Genomic DNA, 18116 nt, shown 5'->3' with positions numbered 1-18116 from the left:
AGGCGTCGGGGTCGAAGCCCGAGCACGAGACCGCGGTGGAGGATCCGGGCGCGGTCACGCGATGCTCCGCGGTCCCGGCTACGTTCCGGCCATCGAGTTCGAGAAGCGTTGCCGCAGCTACGAGTTCGAGGCGGCCGGTCGTCGGATGCTGGCTACTGGGGTGTGGGTTACGGAGATCGACGGGACGCGCATCGAGGTCGAGACGCTGGTTCCGGACGGGGAGTTGCAGGCGGCGCCGGGCGATCTGCGCGCTGTGCCCGCCGAGTTGGGGATCGGTGAGGACGAGCTGACGACCCAGGCCCATACGGACGCGGTGGCGGCCCGGCGCGGTGCCTGGGCGGCGTAGGCCGGTGAGAATGTTGCCCCGCCGGAGAACCGGCGGGGCTACCCCGAGCAGCCAGCAGCGGGGACAGGAAGCACGGTACGCGGGGGGTATGACAATGGCGGGTAGGAGCCCGGGCACCGTGAGCATCCAGCGTCCGCACTCCGTGAGCGTTGCCGGAGTCATCGTCGATGATCGGGGCCGGGCCCTGCTGGTCCAGCGGCGGGACAACGGGCATTGGGAGCCGCCGGGCGGTGTTCTGGAGGCGGGGGAGACGGTCCCGGACGGCCTCCGGCGCGAGGTGTGGGAGGAGACCGGTATCAAGATCGCGCTCCCCGCGGCCCTCACCGGCGTCTACAAGAACATGACGGGCCTGGTCGTCTCGCTGGTCTTCCGTTGCGAGGCGATCGACGGCAGCCCCACCATCGGCGAGGAGACTCGCGCACTGCGCTGGGCCACCCGCGAGGAGGTGGCCCAACTCGCCGATGAGGCCTACGCGATCCGGGTCCTGGACGCGCTTGACGCGGCGTCGCCGCCCGCGGTGCGGGCGCATGACGGTGTGAAGCTCCTCCCGACACCCCCTGAGTGACTCCCGAGACCGCTGAGTGACTCCCGACACCCCCTGAGTGACTCCCGACACCGCCTGAGTGAGGAGGGAAAGGCCTTGTCGACGTCGGCATGGTGCGGTCAGGCGGTGGTCTTGGCCGCGGTGAGCGTGTCGAGGGAGACCTGCCACAGGCGTGCCGCCTTCTGCTCGTCCAGGGCGTGGTCGGCCACGCCGCGGCGGATGCCCGGCTGGTGCGGGGCGGCCTCGTCGCAGTCCTCGAAGTATCGGCCGGTGACGCCGTCGACCAGCGGCGAGGCCGCGAGCAGCACGGATGTTGCGGCGCCCTGCTCAATGGTCTTCTCTGACACGCCGGCGCTCTGGCCGGGCTCGAAGGAGGCCGGGGCGTTGGTGGGCACGCCGATGTGCCGGGCGAGGTTGGTGCTGGCGATCCGGCCGGGGTTGAGGGCGTTGACGCAGATGCCGTCGTCGGCCCAGCGCTTGGCGGCCTCGACCGCGAACAGGATGTTGGCCGTCTTGGACTGGCTGTAGGCGGCCCAGGCGTCGTAGGGGTGGCGATCGAAGTGGATGTCGTCGAAGCGGACCTCGCCGTTGATGTGGCCGACCGAGCTGACGACGACGACCCGGGCGGCACCGGCCGCCTTGAGGGCCTGGTGCAGACCGGTGGTGAGCGCGAAGTGGCCGAGGTGGTTGGTGGCGAACTGCAGCTCCCACCCTTCCGCGGTGCGTGTCTCGGGGGAGGCCATGACACCGGCGTTGGCGACCAGGATGTGCAGCGGGCCCTGCCATCCGGTCACGAAAGCGGCGACCGACGCCTGGTCGGACAGGTCGAGCGGGGCGACCAGGACCTGGTCGTTGCCCGTGGTGGCGGTGATGTCGGCGGCCGTTCTCGCACCTGCGTCGGTGTCGCGGACGGCGAGCGTCACCTCGGCCCCGGCGGCGGCCAGGGCGCGTGCGGTCTGCACACCGATGCCCGAGGAGCCGCCGGTGACGATCGCTCGGCGGCCGGTCAGGTCGACGCCTGCCACGACCTCCGCTGCGGTGGTCTGCGCGTCGAACGGGGTGGTGATGCGTCCGTGCTCGGTCATGGGATCAACCTTTCTGCGTGCCCCGCCGCCCAACGGCGGAACGGATCGTGTCCGCCTTCCAGACAAGCAGCCGAAACCGCTGGTCACAGCGGTGGAAGGGGCATGGTCCAGCCGGGGGTCCGGCAGTACCCCTTTACCGCCCGTACCGACGCGGTGAGCGTCGTAGCGTGGAGGGCATGGATGCCCACCGGTCCGCGGCAAGCGATCGGACGACCGAAATCGGAGCGTTCCTCCGTACCCGCCGCGCCAAGACCTCCCCTGAGCAGGCCGGTCTGACGCCCCTGCCGACCACCCGCCGGGTACCGGGGCTGCGCCGCGAGGAGGTAGCCCAGCTCGCCGGGGTCAGCGTCGACTACTACATACGGCTGGAGCGCGGCCGTGACATCAACGTCTCCGAGGCCGTGCTCGACGCCATCGCTCGCGCGCTGCGGCTGACCGGCGACGAACGCAGTCACCTGTTCGCCCTGGCCAGGCCCGCCCGAACCCGGCCCCGCCCTATGCCGCCCCAACGGGTACGCCCCGCCCTGTACCGGATCCTGGAGACCATGAACGACGTCCCGGCGCTGGTCGTCGGCCGCCGCACCGATGTCCTCGCCACCAACCGGCTGGCCCGCGCCCTCTACACCGACTTCGACGCCCTGCCCCGGCGCGAGCGGAACATGGCCCGTTTCGTCTTCCTCGACGAGGCCGCCCGCACCCTCTACGACGACTGGGAAGGCATCGCCCGCACCGCCGTCGCCGCCCTGCACCTGTACGCCGGCCAGCACCCCCACGACCCCCAGCTCGCCGAACTCGTCGGTGAACTCTCCCTACGGGACCCCGACTTCCGCACCTGGTGGGCCGACCACGACGTCAAGCGCCGTACCTACGGCACCAAGCACTTCCACCACCCGCTGGTCGGCGACCTCATCCTCGACTACGAGGCCCTGGCCGTCACCGGCGACCCCGAGCAAGTCCTCGGCATCTACACCGCCGAACCCGGCAGCCCCTCCGAGCAGGCCCTGAGCCTGCTCGCCAGTTGGACCAGCGAACCGGCCGCCCCGCACCGCCCCCGTCCATCGGCGCCGCACTGACGGCGAGCGGGAGCGGTGCGTCCGGCTCTCGCCGTCGATGACCTGGACGCCGTGCGCCCGGTGGGCGCGGCTACCAGTGCGCGGGGCGGGTGAGCGCCGGGGGCAGCTTGGTGGCGGCATCGCCCCTGGCCGCGTTGAGCTGGGACTGGGTGAGGAAGATGCTTCCGGTGAGGTCGGCGCCGCTCAGGTCGGCGTCCCGGAAGTCCGCGCCGATCAGGTCAGCGTTTCTCAGATCGGCGCCGCTGAGGTCGGCCGCGATGAGGTAGGCCCCGCGGAGGTTGGCGCCTCGAAGGTTGGCGCCCTTGAGCTTGGCCCCCATCAGGTCCGCTCCGTGGTGGTTCTTCCTGCGGCCCGGGACACCTGCCCGTACCAGTTCGCTGGTACGCAGCAGTAGTGCGTTGACGTCGTGGCGGAGGGCCGCCACGTCCAGTTCCGCGAGTGCTTCGGCGCTGCCGCGGGTGCGGCGGTCGGTGTCGTCGAGTGCGCGGCGCAGGTCGGCGTGCAGCGGGCGAGCCGACGGCAGCGACAGCGCTTCGGCCAAGTACCGGAGCAGTTCGTGGAGTTGCCGCATCACCGGAAACACATCGAACATCTGCCGCGCGGTGTGCGGGGCCTGCCGCCAGTCCTGTCCGCCGAAGGTCGTCTGCGAGACCTTCTGCCCCGCGCCGAAGCAGTCGAAGACGGTGCAGCCGGAAAAGCCCTGCTCACGCAGGCGGGTGTGGATGCCGCAGCGGAAGTCCGCCCGCAGGTTCGTACACGGCTGACCGGCGTCCTTGTCGACCGCGAAATCCGCTGAGGCGGCGAAGGGCAGCGCGACACAGCACAGACCGAAGCAACGCGCGCAGTCTGCCTGCAGGTTGAGCTGGGCCGCGTCGGTGGAACGGAGTTCACGCTGCTGGGTCAAGGTGAGTACCGCTTCCCGTAGTGCTCTGGATGACCCAGTCGACGCTGGCACACGTGCACTCCATGAGCTGCTGGCGGCGGGCCCGCTCGGTGAAGGTCAGCGTGTCGGGGTCGGCACTCCGCTGCCCAGCACTCCGCTGCGGAGCCATCGTGACGCCACCCTTGCCTTCCCTCGCTACCGGCCAACGCCAGACCGTACACCGCGGTGTTCGCGGTTGGCGATCGGCGCCGTGGTCTGACGCCGGTGGAAAGACGGGTGTGGCCGTCCTGGTCAGGCCGCGGTGATCGCGGTCAGTTCGGTCAGCGAGTCGATGCGCCAGTCCGCGGCCGCCGCCTCCGGGGTGTCGGCCCACAGATGGCCCCACGGGCCACGGCGGATGTGGGCGGTGCGCAGGCCCGCGGCCTTGGCGGGGGCGATGTCGATGGCGGGGTAGTCGCCGACGTACACGATCCGCTCCGGCTCGCGGCCGGTGAGATCCACTACGCGGGCGAAGAACTCCCGGTGCGGTTTGGCCACGCCCCACTCGCCCGAGGTGGCGACCCCGTCCGCGGGGAGGTCGAGGGCGCGCAGCAACTCGGCTGCCCGGGCGCTCTGGTTGCCTGCCACGAAGACGCCGATCCGCTGTTCGCGCAGCGCGGTGAGGGCGGGGCGTACATCTGGATAGAGGTCGGACTCGTCGAGGTGCTCGCCGCGTCCGGCGGCCTCGCGGGCCGCGTACTCGGCGGGCAGGTTGATGCCGGGGCGCAGCAGGCGGATGGCGTCCGCGTTGTCGCGGCCCTGTGCGACCACCGCACCGACCAGGGAGGAGAGGGTGTGACGGGCGACGCCCAGCCAGTCCGCCCAGGCCGCCCAGTAGCGCTCGTCATTGACCAGGGTTTCGCCGACGTCGAAGACGATGGCCTCAATCACATCGGGCAGCCTAGGACCTCTCCGGTGGATTGTGCCGGTTTGGGGTGCGGTGCGTTCGGCGGCGCCGGGCTGTGAGGTGCGGGCCTTCGCCGTAGTGGCGGGAAGGGATTCCTCGACGTTTCGGTGTGCCCGGTTGGGCTGTGGGCGGTTTGGCGGCGCCGGGCTGCGGCGTGGGGGTGCTCGCCGTCGCGGCGGGAAAGAACTCGTCTCGCCGAAGGACGGGCGGGTCAAGATCTGGCACCTGGTCCGGGTCGGCGAGACGACGGCGAGGTGCCGGCGGGACCTCGAACCGGAAGCGGCCGCGCAGTCCTCGGACGGGTGCGGGCGGCCCGAGGCGGATCCCTTCCGCCACTCATGCGGTGCGCTGTACCCGCGCGAGGCCCCGTAGCTCGCCGAGTACCCCTCCGGCACCCCCGCCCTCCCGGCACCCTCTGGACGTGGGAAAATGGTGCCTTGAGGTGATCCCGGCACGATGCGCACGCTCCTGATCGACAACTACGACTCGTTCACCTACAACCTGGTGCACGCGATCGCCGCCGCTAGCGGCCGGGAACCCGTTGTCATCCGCAACGACGATCCGGAATGGCGGGCCGAACGGCTCGCGGATTTCGACTGCGTGGTGATCTCCCCGGGGCCCGGCACTCCGGAGCGGGCGGCGGACTTCGGCATCTGCCGCGAGGTCATCGAACGCTGCGAGCTGCCGCTGCTCGGCATCTGCCTGGGGCACCAGGGGCTGGCCGCGTGCTTCGGCGGTACGGTCGCGCGGGCCCCGGAACCGCGCCATGGCCGCACTTCGCCGGTACTGCACACCGGTACCGGCCTCTTCGACGGCATCCCGTCCCCGTTCGAGGTGGTGCGCTACCACTCGCTCACCGTTACCGACCTCCCGGACGAACTGGAGGCCATCGCCCACACTCCGGACGGTGTGCTGATGGGCATCCAGCACCGGCACCGGCCTATGTGGGGGCTGCAGTTCCACCCCGAGTCGATCTGCACGCAGTACGGCGACCGGCTCATGCGGAACTTCGCCGAACTCGTCCGGCGGCACCACGGCCCCCGGCCGCTCCCGGTGCCCGCGCCGCGTCCGGTGGCCGCACCGTCCGCGAGGGCCGAGATCACCACGTACGAACTCCTCGTGGAGTCCATACCCAGCAGCTGGGACGACGAGGCCGCCTTCGACGCGCTCTTCCGCGACCGGCCGTACGCCTTCTGGCTCGACAGCAGCCGTCCTGATGCCGCGGCCGGACGTTTCTCGATCATGGGCGATGCCTCCGGTCCGCTCGCCAGGGTCGCCACCGCCGACGTTTGGACCGGCACCCTGACCGTACGGTCGACGGCCGAGCGGGGCGGCGAGCATCTGGTCACCGGTGACTTTCTGGACTGGCTGGACCGGGATCTGCGGGCCACCCACCTCACCACCCCCGACGACCTGCCGCCCTGCGGCTTCGCGCTGGGCTGGGTCGGCTACCTGGGCTACGAGCTCAAGGCGCAGTGCGGCGGGCGGAAGGCGCACCGCTCGTCGGAGCCCGACGCGGCGATGGTCTTCGCCGACCGTGCGGTGGTCCTCGACCACGCGACCGGCACCTGCTACCTGCTGGCCCTCGCCCTGCCCGGTGCGCACGGCCCCGCCCGGGCCTGGCTGCGGGAGACGGCAGCGGCGCTCGGCGGGCTGACCGGCCCTACCCCCGCCCCCGTGCCGCGGCCCGCCGCGCCGCACGCCGTCCGGCTCCGCCATGACCGGGACCGCTACCTTGAGTTGATCGGCATCGCCCAGGAGGAGATCGCGGCCGGGGAGACCTACGAGGTGTGCCTCACCAACGTGGTCGAGGTGGACACCGTCGCCGACCCCTGGCAGTCCTACCGGCTGCTGCGGCAGGCGTCCCCCGCGCCGTTCGGCGCACTGCTGCAGTTCGACGGGGTCTCGGTACTGAGCACCTCGCCGGAACGGTTCCTCAGCGTCACGGCCAACGGGCTCGCCGAGTCCCGCCCGATCAAGGGCACCCGGCCGCGCGGCGCGACCCCCGAGCAGGACGCCGCCCTGCGACGGGAACTCGGCAGCAACGAGAAGGACCACTCGGAGAACCTGATGATCGTCGATCTGGTCCGCAACGACCTGGGGCGCTGCGCCGAGACCGGCTCGGTCGAGGCCCGTGAGCTGTTCCAGGTCGAGACCTACGACACCGTGCACCAGCTGGTCAGCACGGTGCGGGCGCGGCTGCGCGCCGACCGTACCGCCGTGGACTGCGTGCGTGCGGCCTTCCCCGGCGGATCGATGACCGGCGCGCCCAAGATCCGCACGATGCGGATCATCGACCGGCTGGAGGGCGGCCCGCGGGGCGTCTACTCCGGCGCCATCGGCTACTTCTCGCTCACCGGCGCCGCCGATCTGAGCATCGTGATCCGTACCGCCGTGCTCACCCCCGGCCGGATCCGGTACGGAACCGGCGGTGCCATCGTGGCGCTCTCCGATCCGGCGGAGGAGTTCGAGGAGACCGCGGTCAAGGCCGCCCCGCTGCTCGCGCTGACCGGCGGTGAGTTCCCGCAGCGGCACGTGGCCGGTACCAGCGCCCAGTGGCACGCCACGTGACCGCCACTCGCATAGCCCTGTAGGCACGGCCGCGTTCCGCCGCCCGGCGTAGTCTCGATCACGGACCTGTCGCGGCCACCTCGTGAGGAGGCGTCACGTTGAGCACGCCCAAGATCGCGGACCAGTTCATATCCGTCCTGCTGCAAGCCGGTGTCGAGCGGATCTACGGAGTGGTGGGAGACAGTCTCAACCCACTGGTGGACGCGATCCGCCGCACCGACGGCATCGAGTGGGTGCACGTACGCAACGAGGAGGCCGCCGCCTTCGCCGCGGCCGCCGAAGCGCAGATCACCGGGCGCCTCGCGGTGTGCGCGGGCTCCTGCGGACCCGGCAACACCCATCTGGTCCAGGGGCTGTACGACGCCAACCGCAGTGCCGCTGCGGTGCTCGCCATCGCCTCCCACATCCCGTCAGCGCAGATCGGCACCGGATACTTCCAGGAGACCCACCCGGAGAAGCTGTTCGCCGAGGCCGCCGACTACTGCGAGTTGATCTCCCAGCCGGAGCAGATGCCGCGCATCGTGCGGATCGCCATCCAGCACGCCATCGCGACACCGAGCGTCTCCGTTCTCGTACTGCCCGGCGACATCGCCGACCGCCCCGCCGCCAACCCCACCGGACAGCCGTCGCCGACCGCCGCGCCCGGTGTCGTGCACCCCGACGAGACGGCCGTCCGCGAGCTGGCCGAGGCGCTCAACGAGGCGGACAAGGTGGCCCTGTTCTGCGGCGCCGGGGTACGCGACGCACACACCGAGGTGATGCGGCTCGCCGAGGCGGTCAAGGCGCCGGTCGGCCACACGCTGCGGGGCAAGGAGTGGATCCAGTTCGACAACCCGTACGACGTCGGCATGATCGGTCTGCTGGGCTACGGCGCCTGCCATGAGGCGCTGCACGACGCCGATCTGATGCTGATGCTGGGCACCGACTTCCCGTACGACGCGTTCCTGCCGCAGGCGCACACCATCCAGATCGACCGCGACGCCCGCCGCCTGGGCAAGCGCACCCCACTGCGCCTCGCCGTCCACGGGGACGTCGGCGCCACGCTACGGGCGGTGCTGCCGCTGCTGGACGCCAAGCGTGACCGGCGCTTCCTCGACGACATGCTGCGCAAGCACGAACGCGCGCTGACCAAGGTGGTCGGCGCGTACACCCGCAACGTCGACAGCCACATCCCCATCCACCCCGAGTACGCGGCCAGCCTGCTGGACCAACTCGCCGCGGACGACGCGGTGTTCACGGTCGACACCGGTATGAACAACGTGTGGGCCGCGCGCTATCTGAGCCCCAACGGCCGCCGCCGGGTGATCGGTTCGTTCACCCACGGCACGATGGCCAACGCACTGCCGCACGCCATCGGCGCCGCCTTCGCCGACCCCGGCCGCCAGATCGTCTCGCTGTCCGGCGACGGCGGACTGAGCATGCTGCTCGGCGAGTTGATCACCGTGCGGGAGCACGAGCTGAACGTCAAGACCATCGTCTTCAACAACGGCTCGCTCGGCATGGTGAAGTTGGAGATGATGGTGGACGGACTGCCGAGCTACCAGACCGATCACCCGCCGGTCGACTTCACCGGCATCGCCCGGGGCATCGGCATCCCCGCGGTACGCGTGGAGAAGCCGGGCGCCATCCGTGACGCGCTCACCGAGGCGCTGAACCGGCCGGGCCCGGCGCTGGTCGAGCTGATCACCGACCCCAACGCGCTGTCCATTCCGTCCCGCATCACCGCGGACCAGGTCAAGGGCTTCGCGCTGTCCGCGGGCCGCACCGTACTGGAAGGCGGGGTGGGCACGATGCTGGAGATGGCACGGGCCAACCTCCGCAACATTCCCCGTCCCTGAGTGCGGGTAACGTTCCCAAGCGCCTACACAGCACACGAACAGCATGTACGGGAGACCAGCACGGTGAAGTGGTACAGCGGGCGAGGCAGGTTCTACGGGGCGCTGGCGGGCGCGATAGCGCTGGTCGCGGCCGTCAGCGGCTGCGGCGGGTCAGGGCCGGCGCCCGCCTCCTCGGCGCCCGCGGCCAACAGCAGCACGCCCGACAGCGCACCGTCCGGCGCCACCGCGGACGCGGCGGCATGGCAGAAGTGGGGCCTGCAGCCGTTGCCCGCCGCCCCCGCACCGCCCGCCGACAAACCCGTCAAGCTCAGCGCCACCGGCACCGTCCCGGTGTTCACGCACATCCCGACCACCCAGAAGGTCGTCTTCGTCACCCTCGACGACGGAGCGGAGAAGGACCCCAAGTTCATCGAGATGATGCGGGACCTCAAGATACCGATCACGATGTTCCTGATGAACGACGCCATAAAGTCCGACTACGGGTACTTCAAGCCGTTGCAGGCGATGGGCAACCACATCCAGAACCACACCCTGCACCACCCGCCGATGAACACCGTCCCGCTCGCCCGCCAGAAGGAAGAGGTGTGCGGCGACCAGAAGATCCTCACCAAGCAGTACGGCACCGCGCCGCTGCTGTTCCGGCCGCCCTACGGCGCGTACAACGCCGACACCAGGACCGCGGTCGGCGAGTGCGGTCCCCGGGCGATCGTCTGGTGGCGTGAGTCGATGCAGATCGCCAACATGCAGTACCAGGCAGGGGACAAGAAGCTGCGTCCCGGGGACATCATCCTGGCCCACTTCAGGGGACCCACGGAGCTCAAGGGCGCGACGATGACCGCGATGTTCGGCGACCTGCTCAGGCGGATCCAGGAGCAGGGCTTCGCGGTGGCGCGCCTGGAGGACTACATCCAGGCACCGTCCGCCTAGTGGCCCGTCCGATCGAGGCCGCTCGGACGGTCGTGGTGGTGGTCGTGTGATGTCGTGGCCGCGCTCGGCCGCCGGGCGGGGCGCGAGGCCGGTCCGGGCGGCCGATCGGCTGACCCGGCTGAACTGGGTGGACCTGGTGGTGGCCGCGGCCGTACTGGTCGGTCTCTATGTCGTGCTGCGGGTCGGCCGCGGTACGGCGGTGTCGTTCACCCCCAGCCGGACGGTCACCGTCAGCACCGACCCGGCCAACCTGCCGTACTACGCGGCGCGCAGCCTGCTGCGGATGTTCGCCGCGCTCGCCGCGTCCACCGTCTTCTCCCTGCTCTACGCGTACACCGCGGCCCACAGCCGCCGCCTTCAGCGGATCCTGATTCCGGCGCTCGACATCCTGCAGTCGGTGCCGGTGCTCGGCTTCCTCACCGTCGCCGTCACCGGCTTCGTCGCCCTGTTCCCCGGTTCGCTGCTGGGTCTGGAGTGTGCCGCGATCTTCGCGATCTTCACCTCGCAGGCGTGGAACATGACGTTCGGGTTCTACCAGTCCCTGATCACGCTGCCGCGTGAACTCGACGAGGTCTCCCGGTCGTTGCGGTGCACCCGCTGGATGCGGTTCTGGAGGATCGAGCTGCCGTCCGGCGCCATCGGGCTGGTCTGGAACGGCATGATGAGCTTCGGCGGCGGCTGGTTCTTCCTGGTGGCCTCCGAGCAGATCAGCGTCTCCCACCACAAGTACGCGCTCCCCGGCGTGGGTTCGTACGCCGGGTCCGCCATCGCCGAAGGCGACCTGGGGAAGGTCGGCTGGGCCGTGCTGACCATGACGGTGATGGTCGTCGCGGTCAACTTCCTCTTCTGGCGGCCGTTGACCGCGTGGGTCGAGCGCTTCAAGAACGAACAGGCGGAGGCCACCGAGGTCCAGCGGTCGGTGGTCCTTGACCTGCTGCGCCGCTCGTACTGGCCGCGGCTGCTCGGCCGGGTACTGGCACCCCCGGCGCGGGCGCTGGCCCGCGCCTGCCGGGTCTTCGGCGTGGACGACCGCCCGCTGGCGGTGCGTCCGGTACGGCGCCGTGCGGGCGACCTCGCCTTCGGCACCGTCGCCACCTCACTGGTCTGCTGGGGCCTGGTCGACCTCGGCCGCTACTTCCGACAGCGCACCGGGCTCGGGGTGTTCGGTGAACCCCTGCTGCTCGGGCTGGCCACCCTGGCCCGGGTGCTGATCGTGCTCGCGGTGGCGACGCTGGTCTGGGTGCCGATCGGTGTGAGGATCGGCTTCTCGCCGAGGCTTTCCCGCCTCGCCCAGCCGCTGGTGCAGATCCTGGCCAGCTTCCCGGCCAACTTCCTCTTCCCGCTGGCCACTTGGTTCTTCCTGCGGACCGGGCTGAGCCTGAACATCGGCGGCATCCTGCTGATGGCGCTCGGCGCCCAGTGGTACATCCTGTTCAACACCATCGCCGGGGCCATGGCGATCCCCACCGACCTGCGCGAGGCCATGGACGACCTCGGGGTGCGCGGCTGGCAGCGCTGGCGGCGGCTGATCATTCCGGGCATCTTCCCGGCGTACGTCACCGGTGGCATCACCGCCTCGGGCGGCGCCTGGAACGCCTCCATCGTCTCCGAGGTGGTCACCTTCGGCGGCACCGCCCTCACCGCGACCGGACTCGGCGCGTACATCGCGCACGCCACCGCGGACGGCGACTATCCGCATCTGCTGGCCGGGGTCGCGGTGATGAGCCTGTACGTCGTCGCCCTCAACCGGCTGCTGTGGCGGCGCCTGTACCGGCTGGCGGAGACGCGGTACAGCATGGGGTGATCGGTGACCATGTAAGGAAGCACCGCACCGCATGAAGGAGGCCGCGATGGCCGCGCCGACCACGACGACCGCCGGGGGCGAGATCCTGCTCTCCGCCCGCGGGGTGACCAAGTCCTATGCGGGCGCCGACGGCGAGCTGCCGGTGCTGGCCGGTATCGACCTGGACGTGCGGGACGGCGAGGTGGTGGCGCTGCTGGGCAAGTCGGGCTGCGGCAAGTCGACGCTGCTGCGCTGTCTGGCCGGGCTGATCCCGGTCAGCTCCGGCACCGTCTCCTACCGTGACAAGCCGCTGACCGGCACCAACCCCGGTACCGCGATGGTCTTCCAGACGTTCGCGCTGCTGCCCTGGCTGACCGTGCGGCAGAACGTGGAACTCGGCCTGGCGGCACGCGGAGTTCCGCCCAGGGAACGCGCCGAGGCCGCGCTCAAGGCCATTGATCTGATCGGCCTCGACGGCTTCGAGTCGGCGTTCCCCAAGGAGCTCTCCGGCGGCATGCGGCAGCGAGTGGGCTTCGCACGTGCGCTGGTGGTCGAGCCGGACGTGCTCATGATGGACGAGCCGTTCTCCGCCCTCGACGTGCTCACGGCGGAGAACCTGCGCGGTGAGCTGATGGAGCTGTGGGAGTCGGGTCAGTTCCCGACCCGGGCCATCGTGCTGGTCACCCACAACATCGAGGAAGCGGTGCTGATGGCGGACCGGGTGGTCGTCCTCGGCACCCACCCCGGCACCCTGCGTGCCGCGTTCCCGGTCCCACTGGAGCGGCCCCGTGATCGGAACGCGGCGGCCTTCCAGGAACTGATCGACACGCTGTACCAGACGATGACCGGGCGGCCGAAGGACACGCTGCGGCCGCCGGGCCGTGGTCCCGCGTACCCGGAGGCGGGCGACACCCGGCGCACCATCGCCACAGTGCCGCTGCCGCGCGCCAGCGTCGACGGGCTGTCCGGTCTGGCCGAGATCCTCGTCCAGCACGACGGCCGCAGCGATCTGGCGGACCTCGCCGATGACCTCGGCCTGGAGATCGACGACCTGCTGCCGCTCGTCGACGCGCTGGAGGCGCTGGGCATGGCGTTGGTCGAGGACAACGACCTGCTGCTCACCCCGCGGGGGCTGGGCTTCGCCAACGCCGATGTGCAGCAGTCCAAGAAGATCTTCGCGGAGGCGGCCTGGGAGGTGCCGTTGGTACGGCTGATCGCCACCAGCCTGCGCAGGTCCGCCGACGGAGTGCTGCGAGACGGCTTCTTCCGCGATCTGCTCGCCCATCACTACACGAGCGAGCAGGTCGCTCAGCAACTGGAGACGGCGACGGACTGGGGGCGCTACGCGGAGCTGTACGAGTACGACGCGGGGCCCCGGGTGTTCGCACGCGCCGGCGTTTGAGGCGTTACCGCTGCCGCGTACGGGCCGGTGACCCGGCGGTCACGTGGACCTGCGCACCGGCCGCAGGCCGACAGCCCTGGGCCAGCGCAGCGTACGCGCCGCCGGTGCCGGCTCCGTGGCCGAGGCGGGCGCGGAACCGCCCGGCCCCGTGCTCTCGTCGCCGCCGGAACCGGCCACCACCACGACCTCCTCCAGCAGCCCCCGGACATGCTCGCCGGAGATGCGGTAGAAGATCCGGGTTCCGTCACGGCGCGAGGCCACCAGGCCCGCGGTCCGCAGCTTCGCCAGATGCTGCGACACCGCGGCGACATGCGCGCCGACCAGTTCCGCCAACTTGCCGACCGGCAGCTCCTGTTGGCTCAGCGCCCACAGCAGACGGAAGCGCGTCGGATCCGCCACCGCCTTCAGTACCGCGACCGCTTCCTCGACGCCGTCGCTATGCGGGCCGTCCGAACCCAGGCCATCCGATCCCCGTGACGAAGCTTGCGCGTCCATGCAAAGAGGTTAACCGGCCGTCCCGCGGCTTCACGCGGTGTGGTGTGCGAGCTCCTCGTGCGGATCGTGTGCCCCGGCGCCCACGAGTACGTGGTCGACGTGCACGGCCGCGCACCGCGAGCCCGGGCACGACGTGGATCATGGCGCCCCCGGACGCCGCTGCCCGTACACCGTCGGGAGTACGCGTGTCCGCCCCCGGGCGCATGCTCCCGGGCGGCAGATTCCGTCCAGCGGGGATCGTCCCGACCGGTTGACGCCGCTTAGCGTTGGGGCGCAGCCGGACCTGTCCGAGGGCGGCGCTCGCCGACGAGGAAGCAGCATGATCGAAGCCACCGCACTTACCAAACGCTACGGGCCCAAGACCGCCGTCGAGGACCTCAGCTTCGCCGTCAAGCCCGGCGTGGTCACCGGCTTCCTCGGACCGAACGGTGCCGGGAAGTCCACCACCATGCGGATGCTGCTCGGCCTGGACACGCCGACGTCCGGCCGGGCCGTGGTCAACGGCAAGAGCTACGCCGACCACGCGGCGCCGCTGCACGAGGTCGGCGCCATGCTGGAGGCCCGCGCGATCCACACCGGGCGCACCGCCTTCAACCACCTGCTGGCGCTCGCCGCCACCACCGGTATCCCGCGGTCGCGGGTCGACGAGGTCATCGAGCTGGTCGGGCTCGCCGATGTGGCGAAGAAGCGGGCGGGCGGCTTCTCGCTCGGCATGGGCCAGCGGCTCGGCATCGCCAGTGCCCTGCTGGGAGACCCGGCGACGGTGATCCTCGACGAGCCGGTCAACGGGCTCGACCCGGAAGGTATCCTCTGGATCCGCAACCTGCTGAAGAGCCTCGCCGCCGAAGGCCGGACGGTCTTCGTCTCCTCGCACCTGATGAGTGAGATGGCGCTCACCGCCGAGCACCTGATCATCGTCGGCCGCGGACGGCTGATCGCGGACACCTCGGTCGAGGAGTTCACCCGGCAGGCGTCCACCAACACCGTACGGGTCCGTACCCCCGACGCCGAGCGGCTGCGCGAGCAGTTGGTCGGGCCCGACGTGACGATCACCAGTGAGGAGGCCGGTGTGCTGACGGTCTCCGGGCTGAGCAGCGAGCAGATCGGCAGGACCGCCGCCGAGCACCAGGTGGTGCTCTTTGAGCTGGCCACCCAGCAGGCCTCGCTGGAAGAGGCGTTCATGGAACTGACCCGTGACGCGGTGGAGTACCAGGCGATCCCCGCCGCCACCCGCTCGAACGTGACCGAAGGAACCGCAGCATGAGCTCCCGCCCGTCGCCCGCCACCACCCTCGACGGTGGCCCTGCGGGCCGCAGTGCCGATTCGACCGTGTCCGCCCCCACCGCGCGCAGTGGCAAGGTGACGCAGAGCCGAGTCCTGAACTCGGAGTGGATCAAGTTCCGTTCGCTGCGTTCCACCTACCTGACCCTGCTGATCGCGGTCGCCGCCATGATCGGCATCGCCCTGCTCGCCTGCTGGGCCGCCGCCAACCGCTGGAACCATCTGCCCATGGCGGAGCGGGCGAACTTCGACGCCGCGGGCCGCAGCATCGACGGGTACGTCTTCGCGCAGCTCGCCATCGGGGTGCTCGGCGTGCTGGTGATCACAGGTGAGTACTCCACGGGCATGATCCGGGCCACGCTGTCCGCGGTGCCCCGGCGGCTGCCGGTGCTGTGGGCCAAGATGGCGGTGTTCGGCGGTGTGACCCTGGTCCTCGCCTCCGTCGCCTCGCTGCTGTCCTTCTTCGCGGGACAGTCGATGCTCTCCTCCCAGCACATCCAGACCACGCTGTCGGCTTCGGGTGTGCCCCGGGTGGTCTTCGGCACGGCGATCTACCTCACCCTGGTCGGCCTGTTCGGCGTCGCCATGGGCGCGGTGACCCGGTCCACGCCCGGCGGCATAGCGAGCGTCTTCGGCATGCTGTTCGTGCTGCCGCTGATCCTGCACGCGCTGCCGTCCTCCTGGGTGGACAACATCGGCCCGTACCTGCCGAGCAACGCCGGGCAGGCACTGACCGTCCTGCACACCGAACCCCACCAACTCGCCCCGTGGACCGGTGCCGGCCTGTTCGCCGGGTACGTGGCCGTGACCGTGGTGATCGCGGCGGTGCTGCTCAAGCGGCGGGATGCGTGACGCGGATCGAACACGACCAGAGCCCCGGGGCGGTGCTGCCGCCCCGGGGCTCCGGGCTGCGCGAGTTCGCCGGGCGCCACCCGGTGGTGGGCGACACCCTGCTGGTGGCGCTGCTGGCGATGGTGACCACGGCGCCCGCGCACCCGGTGTTCGGCCACGACCCGCAGCTGTTGTGCTACCAGTTCGCGCTGCTGCTGCCGCTGGCCTGGCGGCGCCGCGCACCGTACCTGGTCTTCGCGGTGGTCGCCGCGGTCGCCCTGGCCCAGTGGCTGTACGCGGGACGGGTGCTGCCGGGCGATGTCGCGCTGCTGGTGGCGCTGTACACGGTGGCCGCGCACGGCTCACGCCGCCGTACCGCCGTCGCGTTCGCGGTGATCGCGGTGGGCAACCTGATGGCGGCGTACCGCTGGGCCAGCCCGGAGCGCGGTACGAAGGTGTTCGTCGCGCTGTGCGGGCTGGCGCTGGCCGCCGGGATGATCGGCGCCAACATGCACAACCGCCGGGCGTACCTGGCGGCACTGGAGGACCGTGCCGCCCGGCTGGAGCGGGAGCGCGACCAGCGGGCACAGCTCGCCGTCGCGGGTGAACGGGCGCGGATCGCCCGCGAGATGCACGACATCGTCACCCACAGCCTGTCGGTCATGGTCGCGCTCGCCGACGGTGCGGCCTTCGCCGCGCCGCGCGCCCCGGAGAAGGCGGCCGCGGCCATGGAGCAGGTCTCCGGCACCGGACGGCAGGCGCTGACCGACATGCGGCGCTTCCTCGGCGTGCTGCGAGCCGACGAACCGGACGCGCTGCGCCATCCGCAGCCCGGCATCGCCCAGCTGGACGCTCTCGCCACCCAGGTCCGCGCGGTGGGACTGCCGGTGCGGCTGCGGGTCGAGGGCGATGCCGCGTCCGTTCCGGCGGCGGCGCAGCTCACCGTGTACCGGCTGGTGCAGGAGGCACTGACCAACACCCTCAAACACGCCGCCGCCGGAGCGCGCGCCTCGGTCCGCGTAAGCTGCCCCGGCGATCGCGTGGAGGTCGAGATCCGCGACGACGGCCACCCCGTGCCGTCGTCCGGGGAGGGCGGGCACGGGATCGACGGGATGCGGGACCGGGTCGCCGCCTACGGCGGGCACCTTGAGGCCGGGCCGCTGCCCGGCGGTGGCTGGCGGGTGGCCACCTGTCTGAAACTGGGGGACCTGGAACCGGTGGATGTGGAAGGGGAGTCGTGACGATCGGGGTCCTGCTCGTCGACGATCAGCCGTTGATGCGGGTCGCGTTCAACCTCGTACTGGAGTCGCAGTCCGATCTCGCCGTGGTCGGCGAGGCCGGGGACGGTGCGGAGGCGGTGCGCCTCGCGCGGCAACTCCAGCCGGACGTGGTGCTGATGGACGTACGGATGCCCGGTATGGACGGCATCGACGCGACCGAGGCGATCATCGCCGCCTGCCCGGACACCCGGGTGCTGATCCTGACCACCTTCGACCTCGACGAGTACGCCTTCGCCGGGTTGCGGGCGGGCGCCTCCGGCTTCCTGATCAAGAACGCCCTGCCGGAGGAACTGCTCAGCGCGATCCGCACGGTCGCCGCCGGCGACGCGGTGGTCTCGCCCCGGGTGACCCGGCGGCTGCTGGAGACCTGCGCGCATCAACTGCCCACCCCCGACGGCCCGATGGACTCCCGTCTCGACCGGCTGACCGCCCGCGAGCTGGAGATCCTCACCGAAGTGGCCAAGGGCAAGTCCAACGCGGAGATCGCCGCGGAACTGCATCTGGCGGAGGCCACGGTGAAGACCCATCTCAGCCGCGTCCTGGTCAAGCTGGAACTGCGGGACCGGGTGCAGGCCGTGGTCTTCGCGTACGAGACCCGGCTCATCAAGCCGTCTTGAGCACTGCGTAGTCTCGGGGGGGGGGCGACCCCCGCACCCCCAGCCGAATACAAGCGTCTTGAGTGCTGCGTAGTCTCGGGGGGCGACCCCCGGACCCCCAGCCGAATACAAGCGTCTTGAGTGCTGCGTAGTCTCGGGGGGCGACCCCCGGACCCCCAGCCGAATACAAGCGTCTTGAGTTAAACATCGGACACGTACGGCAGTTGACCCGCTA

The 18116-nt window shown here is 70.9% G+C and carries 16 protein-coding genes; 12 read left to right on the top strand and 4 right to left on the bottom strand.

The window, feature by feature from the left end; all coding sequences use genetic code 11:
- Positions 1-61 precede the first annotated feature (61 nt).
- Together P2L57_RS36295 and P2L57_RS36290 are read left to right on the top strand one after the other, a co-directional pair.
- A complete protein-coding gene (locus P2L57_RS36295; RefSeq protein ID WP_308292555.1) occupies positions 62-346 on the top strand; it encodes a hypothetical protein in 285 nt (94 codons plus the stop codon).
- Positions 347-488: 142 nt separating this feature from the next.
- Positions 489-911, top strand: a complete 423-nt coding sequence (locus P2L57_RS36290) for an NUDIX hydrolase (protein WP_275822160.1) — start codon at positions 489-491, stop codon at positions 909-911.
- Between the two features lie 98 nt (positions 912-1009).
- Here the strand turns inward: P2L57_RS36290 and P2L57_RS36285 are convergent, their stop codons facing one another.
- The gene (locus P2L57_RS36285) at positions 1010-1975 is read right to left on the bottom strand and encodes an SDR family NAD(P)-dependent oxidoreductase (protein ID WP_275822136.1); all 966 of its coding nucleotides are present in this window, start codon (positions 1973-1975) and stop codon (positions 1010-1012) included.
- Between the two features lie 176 nt (positions 1976-2151).
- Here P2L57_RS36285 and P2L57_RS36280 point away from each other — a divergent pair, with 176 nt between their 5' ends.
- Complete coding sequence (locus tag P2L57_RS36280; RefSeq protein WP_275822134.1) at positions 2152-3048, top strand: helix-turn-helix transcriptional regulator; 897 nt, start codon at positions 2152-2154, stop codon at positions 3046-3048.
- Positions 3049-3118: 70 nt separating this feature from the next.
- Here the strand turns inward: P2L57_RS36280 and P2L57_RS36275 are convergent, their stop codons facing one another.
- The gene (locus tag P2L57_RS36275) at positions 3119-3952 is read right to left on the bottom strand and encodes a pentapeptide repeat-containing protein (RefSeq protein ID WP_275822132.1); all 834 of its coding nucleotides are present in this window, start codon (positions 3950-3952) and stop codon (positions 3119-3121) included.
- Positions 3953-4222: 270 nt separating this feature from the next.
- Entirely contained in the window at positions 4223-4861 is a 639-nt protein-coding gene (locus P2L57_RS36270) for an HAD family hydrolase (protein ID WP_275822130.1), read from the bottom strand.
- Positions 4862-5333: 472 nt separating this feature from the next.
- Between P2L57_RS36270 and pabB the strand changes: the two genes are divergently transcribed.
- The 5 genes from pabB to P2L57_RS36245 all read left to right on the top strand — a co-directional run bounded on the left by pabB (position 5334) and on the right by P2L57_RS36245 (position 13398).
- The gene (gene pabB, locus P2L57_RS36265; protein ID WP_275822128.1) at positions 5334-7448 is read left to right on the top strand and encodes an aminodeoxychorismate synthase component I; all 2115 of its coding nucleotides are present in this window, start codon (positions 5334-5336) and stop codon (positions 7446-7448) included.
- A 98-nt stretch (positions 7449-7546) separates the two neighbouring features.
- Positions 7547-9286 carry a pyruvate dehydrogenase gene (locus P2L57_RS36260; protein ID WP_275822126.1) on the top strand — a complete coding sequence of 580 codons (1740 nt, stop codon included), beginning with the start codon at positions 7547-7549 and terminating at the stop codon, positions 9284-9286.
- Positions 9287-9349: 63 nt separating this feature from the next.
- Positions 9350-10213, top strand: a complete 864-nt coding sequence (locus P2L57_RS36255; RefSeq protein ID WP_275822124.1) for a polysaccharide deacetylase family protein — start codon at positions 9350-9352, stop codon at positions 10211-10213.
- A gap of 49 nt (positions 10214-10262) precedes the next feature.
- Positions 10263-12017: an ABC transporter permease gene (locus P2L57_RS36250; RefSeq protein WP_275822122.1), complete on the top strand. Its 1755-nt coding sequence runs from the start codon at positions 10263-10265 to the stop codon at positions 12015-12017.
- Between the two features lie 31 nt (positions 12018-12048).
- Positions 12049-13398 (top strand): ABC transporter ATP-binding protein, encoded by a 1350-nt coding sequence (locus P2L57_RS36245; protein ID WP_275822120.1) that lies wholly within the window; start codon positions 12049-12051, stop codon positions 13396-13398.
- 39 nt (positions 13399-13437) lie between these two features.
- Here the strand turns inward: P2L57_RS36245 and P2L57_RS36240 are convergent, their stop codons facing one another.
- Positions 13438-13893, bottom strand: a complete 456-nt coding sequence (locus P2L57_RS36240; protein ID WP_275822118.1) for an ArsR/SmtB family transcription factor — start codon at positions 13891-13893, stop codon at positions 13438-13440.
- 319 nt (positions 13894-14212) lie between these two features.
- Here P2L57_RS36240 and P2L57_RS36235 point away from each other — a divergent pair, with 319 nt between their 5' ends.
- From P2L57_RS36235 to P2L57_RS36220, 4 genes are read left to right on the top strand one after another with little or no spacing between them, the layout of a single operon-like run.
- Positions 14213-15157, top strand: coding sequence for an ABC transporter ATP-binding protein (locus tag P2L57_RS36235; protein ID WP_275822116.1), 945 nt, complete (start codon positions 14213-14215; stop codon positions 15155-15157).
- Positions 15154-16026 (top strand): ABC transporter permease, encoded by an 873-nt coding sequence (locus tag P2L57_RS36230; RefSeq protein WP_275822114.1) that lies wholly within the window; start codon positions 15154-15156, stop codon positions 16024-16026. The genes P2L57_RS36235 and P2L57_RS36230 overlap by 4 nt, the downstream gene beginning before the upstream one ends.
- Complete coding sequence (locus P2L57_RS36225) at positions 16023-17246, top strand: sensor histidine kinase (protein ID WP_275822112.1); 1224 nt, start codon at positions 16023-16025, stop codon at positions 17244-17246. The genes P2L57_RS36230 and P2L57_RS36225 overlap by 4 nt, the downstream gene beginning before the upstream one ends.
- Positions 17243-17902, top strand: coding sequence for a response regulator (locus P2L57_RS36220; protein ID WP_275822110.1), 660 nt, complete (start codon positions 17243-17245; stop codon positions 17900-17902). The genes P2L57_RS36225 and P2L57_RS36220 overlap by 4 nt, the downstream gene beginning before the upstream one ends.
- Positions 17903-18116: the final 214 nt, after the last annotated feature.

The organism is Streptantibioticus ferralitis, from assembly GCF_029223525.1.
Lineage (GTDB): Bacteria > Actinomycetota > Actinomycetes > Streptomycetales > Streptomycetaceae > Streptantibioticus_A > Streptantibioticus_A ferralitis.
Note: the sequence above shows the minus strand (reverse complement) of the source record. Positions and strands in the feature narration are given on the sequence as shown.

Coding starts and splice junctions, on each gene's coding strand:
- P2L57_RS36295 (WP_308292555.1), top strand. CDS start 62: ATGCTCCGCGGTCCCGGCTACGTTCCGGCCATCGAGTTCGAGAAGCGT.
- P2L57_RS36285 (WP_275822136.1), bottom strand. CDS start 1,975: ATGACCGAGCACGGACGCATCACCACCCCGTTCGACGCGCAGACCACC.
- P2L57_RS36280 (WP_275822134.1), top strand. CDS start 2,152: ATGGATGCCCACCGGTCCGCGGCAAGCGATCGGACGACCGAAATCGGA.
- pabB (WP_275822128.1), top strand. CDS start 5,334: ATGCGCACGCTCCTGATCGACAACTACGACTCGTTCACCTACAACCTG.
- P2L57_RS36250 (WP_275822122.1), top strand. CDS start 10,263: ATGTCGTGGCCGCGCTCGGCCGCCGGGCGGGGCGCGAGGCCGGTCCGG.
- P2L57_RS36245 (WP_275822120.1), top strand. CDS start 12,049: ATGAAGGAGGCCGCGATGGCCGCGCCGACCACGACGACCGCCGGGGGC.
- P2L57_RS36240 (WP_275822118.1), bottom strand. CDS start 13,893: ATGGACGCGCAAGCTTCGTCACGGGGATCGGATGGCCTGGGTTCGGAC.
- P2L57_RS36235 (WP_275822116.1), top strand. CDS start 14,213: ATGATCGAAGCCACCGCACTTACCAAACGCTACGGGCCCAAGACCGCC.
- P2L57_RS36230 (WP_275822114.1), top strand. CDS start 15,154: ATGAGCTCCCGCCCGTCGCCCGCCACCACCCTCGACGGTGGCCCTGCG.